Origin of the sequence: Sandarakinorhabdus sp. (genome assembly GCF_031430775.1) — a bacterium.
Classification (GTDB): domain Bacteria; phylum Pseudomonadota; class Alphaproteobacteria; order Sphingomonadales; family Sphingomonadaceae; genus Sandarakinorhabdus.
In genome coordinates this window covers 1-5,211 of record NZ_JANPCD010000015.1, presented here as the reverse complement: position 1 = coordinate 5,211, position 5,211 = coordinate 1, and the positions used below count along the sequence as shown (strand labels likewise).

Below are 5,211 nucleotides of genomic sequence, written 5' to 3'. Positions count from 1 at the left end.
CCGCCGCCAGCCCCGGCGACCCGGCCGCGCGCGGGCTCATCGAAACCATGGTCGGTGAGGGCTTTGCGACGCTGCGTGACAAATCGCTGACCAAGGCGGCATCGCGCGCCCGGTTCCGTGCACTGCTGCAAAGCAATGTGGCGCTGGCCGATATCGGTGACCGGCTGATCCGCCGCATCCGTATCGAGGAAAAAATCACGCCGGCGCAATATTCCGCCTATCAGGCCGCGCTGCCGGAATTCATCCTGGGCGCCTATGCCGACCGGCTGTATGATTATGATCAGGCTGTGGTGAAGGTCGTCCGCACCATCGGGCGCGGGCCGTTTACCGAGGTGCATACCCGCGTGACCCGGCCCGGCGCCCAGCCGGTGGACGCCATCTGGCAAGTCAAGCGCACGCCCGCCGGCAAGCTGATGGTCAACAATCTGGTGGTATCGAACATCAACCTGACGCTGACTCAGGAGGCCGATTTTGCCGCCTATGCCAAAAAGAACGGGTTTGACGCGCTGGTGAATTTCCTCAAGACTTCGAATGGCAAGAGGAGCCCGACCTGACCAGCCGCCTGACCATCGCCGACACCGCCTTTGTCCACCCCTCCGCCCAGCTTTACGGGCATGTGAGCGTGGCGGACGGTGCCTCCGTCTGGTGCAACGCCGTTGTCCGCAGCGAGACCGCGTTTGTGGAAATCGGCGAAGCGGCCAATGTGCAGGACTTCGTGATGATCCACACCGACCCCGGCAAACCGGTCAGGATCGGTGCCTATTGTTCGATTACCCACCATGCGACGCTGCATGGCTGCACCATCGAGGATCACTGCCTGATCGGCATCAATGCCACCATCTACAATGGCGCCTTCATTGGTGCCGGGTCCATCGTCGGCCAGCACGCCTATGTGAAGGACGGCACCATAGTGCCGCCCAATTCCATCGTCGTCGGCAGCCCGGCCAAGGTCATCGCGACCCGTGACAACCGCCTGCCCAACCGCATCAACGCCGAGTTTTACCGGCTGAACGGCGCGGCCTACAAACGCGGCGAGCACCGGGCCTGGGATGGGCCGGAGTTCGAAACATGGTTCGGGGACATGATGAAGCGGTTGCAGGCGGAATATAGCTGACACGCTGGTAATGCCGCGCTGCGGGCGGTAAAGGCCGCGCCATGAGCAAACTTCATCTTGTGTTCGGCGGTCGTGTCAGCGACCCGCAGACAACCGATTTCTCCCACCCTGACGCGCTGGATGTCGTGGGCATTTTTCCGGACTATGCCAGCGCCGAAGCCGCGTGGCGGGCCAAGGCGCAGGCCACTGTCGATGATGCGACGATGAAATATGTCGTGGTGCATCTGCACCGCTTGCTTCAGCCGGACTGAACGCCTCCGGCGCGGTTCGGACTGAGCGCCTGCGGCGCGGGCCGGGACTGCCCCTAACGTCAGGCTTTCGCTTTTCTCCCCGCACAATAGGATGCGTGCCGGGGAGTGAACATGATGCCGGACCAGATGAGCTTTGGTGCAGTCTTCGAAGCAACCGCTGGCGCGGCAGACCCTTCGCTGCCAGCACTGATCCACGGCGACCAGATTACCACCTGGGGCGATTATGCTGCCCGCACCCAAAGCCTGGCGGCGGGGTTCCTGGCTGGCGGTGCAGTGCCGGGAGACCGGGTCGCGCTGCTGATGCGCAATGGCCCGGCATGGATGGAAACGCTGGGTGCTGCGTTTCGGGCGCGGCTTGTGCATGTCAACGTCAACTACCGTTATACCGGCGAGGAATTGTTCTACATCCTCGAAAACAGCGATGCGACCGTGCTGGTCCATGATGCGGAATTTGCCGAGCTTATCGCCAGCATCCGTGCCCGCCTGAATGTGAAGCTGATCTTGCAGGTCGGCGGCGACACCGCCCCGCATGCGCAGGATTTCGAAGCGGTTGCCAGCGCCGGGCATGTGCTGGCGCCGCAAGCGCACGACCCGATGGACATGCTGTTCCTGTATACCGGCGGCACCACCGGCCTGCCCAAGGGCGTGATGTGGGACCAGTCGGCGCTGTGGTCGCTGATGGGCGGCGGCGCGACGGTGACGGGCGGGCCACCACCGGAAACACTGGCCGACCATGCCGGCAATGTTCGGGCCGGCCTTGGCCGGTTGCGCAGCCTGGTGCTGCCGCCGTTGATGCACGGCACCGGCCTGGTCATTGCCATCAACACCATCTTGCGCGGCGGCACTGTCGTCACCCTGCCCGGCCATAATTTCGATCCGGCGCAGGCGGTCATTGCCTGCCAGCGCCATGCCTGTGATTACGCCGTCATTGTCGGCGATGCCTTTGCGCGGCCGCTGCTGGGGGCGTTGAATGCCGGGCATGGCAGCATCGCCAGCCTGAACGTCATGATCTCCAGTGGCACCATGTGGTCACCCGAGATCAAGGCCGGGCTTCTTGGTCATGCGCCGACGATGATGATCGTCGATTCGCTGGGGTCATCCGAAGGGCTGGGCCTGGGCGCATCGGCGCAGACCGCCGACAATGCCGGCGCCGCGACGCGCTTCATGGCCGATGGCAACACATTGATTATCGGCGAGGACATGAAGCCGGTACCGCCCGGCACCATGGGCCGCATTGCGCGCGGCGGCCTCATCCCGCGCGGCTATTGGAAAGACCCGGTCAAATCGGCGGCAACGTTCGTGGAGATCGATGGCGCGCGTTATTCCATCCCCGGCGATTGGGCGATCATCGAGGAGGATGGCACCTTCACGCTGCTGGGACGTGGCAGCCAGTGCATCAACACCGCCGGCGAAAAGGTCTTTCCCGAGGAGGTCGAGGAAATGCTCAAGACCCACCCAGCCGTCGATGACGCGCTGGTGTTCGGTGTGGCCGATGACAAATGGGGACAGGTGGTGACCGCTGTCGTCGAGGTGCATGACGCCGTGGACCCCGAGACGCTGCGCGCCCATGTGCGCCAGCATCTGGCAGGCTACAAGACACCCAAGCAGGTGGTGATCGTGGCCAAGGTGCCGCGCGCACCCAATGGCAAGGCGGACTATGCCACGGCCAAGACGATGGCAGGATTCTAGTGCCTATTGTACACTTGTATAATAACAAACATGCCGGAATGCATGAGCACTCCGGCATGTTATTGTTTCAATTCGACTTATACCGATTTTTCATACTGTAGGACAGGCGAAAAACGGCAAGAACCGCGCCAAACCGGCGCCGTCATCAGTCTTTCTTGGAGAGGCCAAAGCCCGAGAAACGCTTGTTGAAGCGTGCCACCTGGCCGCCGGCATCCAGCATCTTGCCGGCGCCGCCGACCCATGCCGGGTGGCTGGTCGGATCGATTTCGAGGTTCATCGTGTCGCCCTCTTTGCCCCAGGTCGTGCGGGTCTGGTACAACGTACCATCGGTCATCTTGACGGTGATGACGTGATATTCGGGGTGAATGCCGGGCTTCATGATGCAAATTCCTGGACTGCGACTGGTTCCAACCAGCCTGTGAAGGGCGCGCATTAGCGGCTTGACGGGCAAAAGGCAACTGGCCTACCCACACCGCTGGATGGTGCTTCGCCGGTGATGGGCGAGGATAATAGGGAAGCCGGTACGGGGGAAGCCTCAAGTCCGGCGCTGTGCCCGCAACTGTAAGCGGCGAGTTCGTGCATCACATGCCACCGGGCAACCGGGAAGGCGATGCCGGGACGCTTGAGCCGCAAGCCAGGAAACCTGCCATCTCTTGGGCGGCCATAGCCATGGCTGCCCGAGGTCGTCCCATGCCTGCCGGGTCCAGCGGTGCATGAAACGCCAAGGGCCTGTGCCCTTTCGTTTGCGGCGGCTGAACGCCCCCGCCCGCCCATGGCCATGCCATCGGGCCAACGAAAGGACATGCCATGTTGGCTGTATTCATTCTTGCTGCCCAAGCCTCTACCATCACCCCTGCGCTGCCGGCCGATGCCGATGTTGCCGGCCAAGCCGATATTGTCACCGTCACTGCCAGCCGCGAACCGGCGCCCGCCAGCGATTTCGGCACCACATTGACCATCATCGATCGCGGCCAGATCGAGGCGCTGTCGCTGCCGATGATCAAGGATTACCTCACGCTGGTGCCATCCGTCTCGGTCAGCCAAACGGGGCCGATGGGTGCCCAGACCCAGATCCGCATCCGGGGCGCCGAGGCCAATCATTCCATCACCTTCATCGACGGTATCGAAGTCAACGACCCGTCATCGTCGGGCGAATTCCGCTATGAAACCTTGCTGGCGCAGGGTGTCGAGCGCATCGAAGTGCTGCGCGGCCCGCAATCGGCATTGTGGGGCAGCCAGGCCATTGGCGGGGTCATCAACATTTCGACGCGGCGCGATACCGGTCTGTACGGCGAAGCGCAGGGCGGCAGCCTTGGCACGGTGCGCGGCGGCATCGGCGGCGGCTTCGAAACCGGCGGCATCAGCGTCAGCGGCCAGGCCAGCGCGATGTCGAGCAGCGGGTACGATATTGCCGGCGTTGGCGGCGGCGGCGGCGATCGGGACGGCTATGAGAATGTCACCCTGCACGGGCGCGTCTCCGCCGCCCCGACCGACAATCTGACCCTCAGCGTCGTCAGCCGTTTCACCAGCAGCGAATCGCGCTTTGACGGTTTCAATTTCGGCGCCGGCGTGCCGGTGGACCGCCCGCTGGCGACGCGCACGCGGCAGGTTGCGGTGCGCGCTGCCGCCGACCTGTCGCTGCTGGACGGCGCCTGGACGCAGACCGCAAGCTATACGCATACCAACGCCGCCAACATCAACCGCAATGGGCCGGCGTTCCAGAACCGCAGCGACGGCGGCCGCGACCTGTTTCGCTTCCAGAGCAGCGGGCGGCTGGACACCGGCACCATCAGCCACCGGCTGACGCTGGCGGTCGATCATGAACGCGAACGTTTTACCAGCACCGATGCCAATCCGCTGGCGCAATCCAACCAGAGCCGGCGCCGGGTGCAGACCAGCCTGGTGGGGGAATATCGCCTGACGGCTGCCGATTGGCTGTCGGGCGGCGTGGCCGTGCGGCGCGACCTGAACGACCGCTTCGCCGACGCCACAACGGTGCGGGCCGATGCCGTGGTGCGACCGGGCGGCGGTTTCAATGTTCATGCCAGCTATGGCACGGGCATTGCCGACCCGACGTTCTTCGAATTGTTCGGCTTTTTCCCCGGATCGTTCATCGGCAACCCCGATCTGGTGCCCGAACGCAGCCGCAGCTGGGAC

At 63.8% G+C, this 5,211-nt stretch carries 6 protein-coding genes and 1 riboswitch; of the genes, 5 read left to right on the top strand and 1 reads right to left on the bottom strand.

Annotated elements, in window-relative coordinates:
- The 4 genes from RMQ73_RS00705 to RMQ73_RS00690 form a co-directional block, all read left to right on the top strand.
- The coding region (locus RMQ73_RS00705; RefSeq protein WP_310496040.1) for an ABC transporter substrate-binding protein at nt 1-554 on the top strand (554 nt) is incomplete at its 5' end.
- A gap of 68 nt (nt 555-622) precedes the next feature.
- Nucleotides 623-1,114, top strand: coding sequence for a gamma carbonic anhydrase family protein (locus RMQ73_RS00700; protein ID WP_310496039.1), 492 nt, complete (start codon nt 623-625; stop codon nt 1,112-1,114).
- A gap of 41 nt (nt 1,115-1,155) precedes the next feature.
- On the top strand, nt 1,156-1,365 hold the full coding sequence (locus RMQ73_RS00695) for a DUF4170 domain-containing protein (protein WP_310496038.1): 210 nt from the start codon (nt 1,156-1,158) through the stop codon (nt 1,363-1,365).
- A 111-nt stretch (nt 1,366-1,476) separates the two neighbouring features.
- The gene (locus RMQ73_RS00690; RefSeq protein WP_310496037.1) at nt 1,477-3,054 is read left to right on the top strand and encodes an AMP-binding protein; all 1,578 of its coding nucleotides are present in this window, start codon (nt 1,477-1,479) and stop codon (nt 3,052-3,054) included.
- A 145-nt stretch (nt 3,055-3,199) separates the two neighbouring features.
- On the opposite strand, the gene rpmE is transcribed toward RMQ73_RS00690, so the two are convergent.
- Nucleotides 3,200-3,433, bottom strand: a complete 234-nt coding sequence (gene rpmE / locus RMQ73_RS00685; RefSeq protein WP_310496036.1) for a 50S ribosomal protein L31 — start codon at nt 3,431-3,433, stop codon at nt 3,200-3,202.
- Between the two features lie 84 nt (nt 3,434-3,517).
- A riboswitch (cobalamin riboswitch) is annotated at nt 3,518-3,720 on the top strand.
- Nucleotides 3,721-3,861: 141 nt separating this feature from the next.
- On the opposite strand from rpmE, the gene RMQ73_RS00680 reads away from it, so the two are divergent.
- On the top strand, nt 3,862-5,211 hold a 1,350-nt coding region (locus tag RMQ73_RS00680), incomplete at its 3' end, for a TonB-dependent receptor domain-containing protein (protein ID WP_310496035.1).

Bases quoted from the DNA above. Each gene is read 5' to 3' on its own strand.
- RMQ73_RS00695 (WP_310496038.1), top strand. From the start codon at position 1,156: ATGAGCAAACTTCATCTTGTGTTCGGCGGTCGTGTCAGCGACCCGCAG.
- rpmE (WP_310496036.1), bottom strand. From the start codon at position 3,433: ATGAAGCCCGGCATTCACCCCGAATATCACGTCATCACCGTCAAGATG.
- RMQ73_RS00690 (WP_310496037.1), top strand. From the start codon at position 1,477: ATGATGCCGGACCAGATGAGCTTTGGTGCAGTCTTCGAAGCAACCGCT.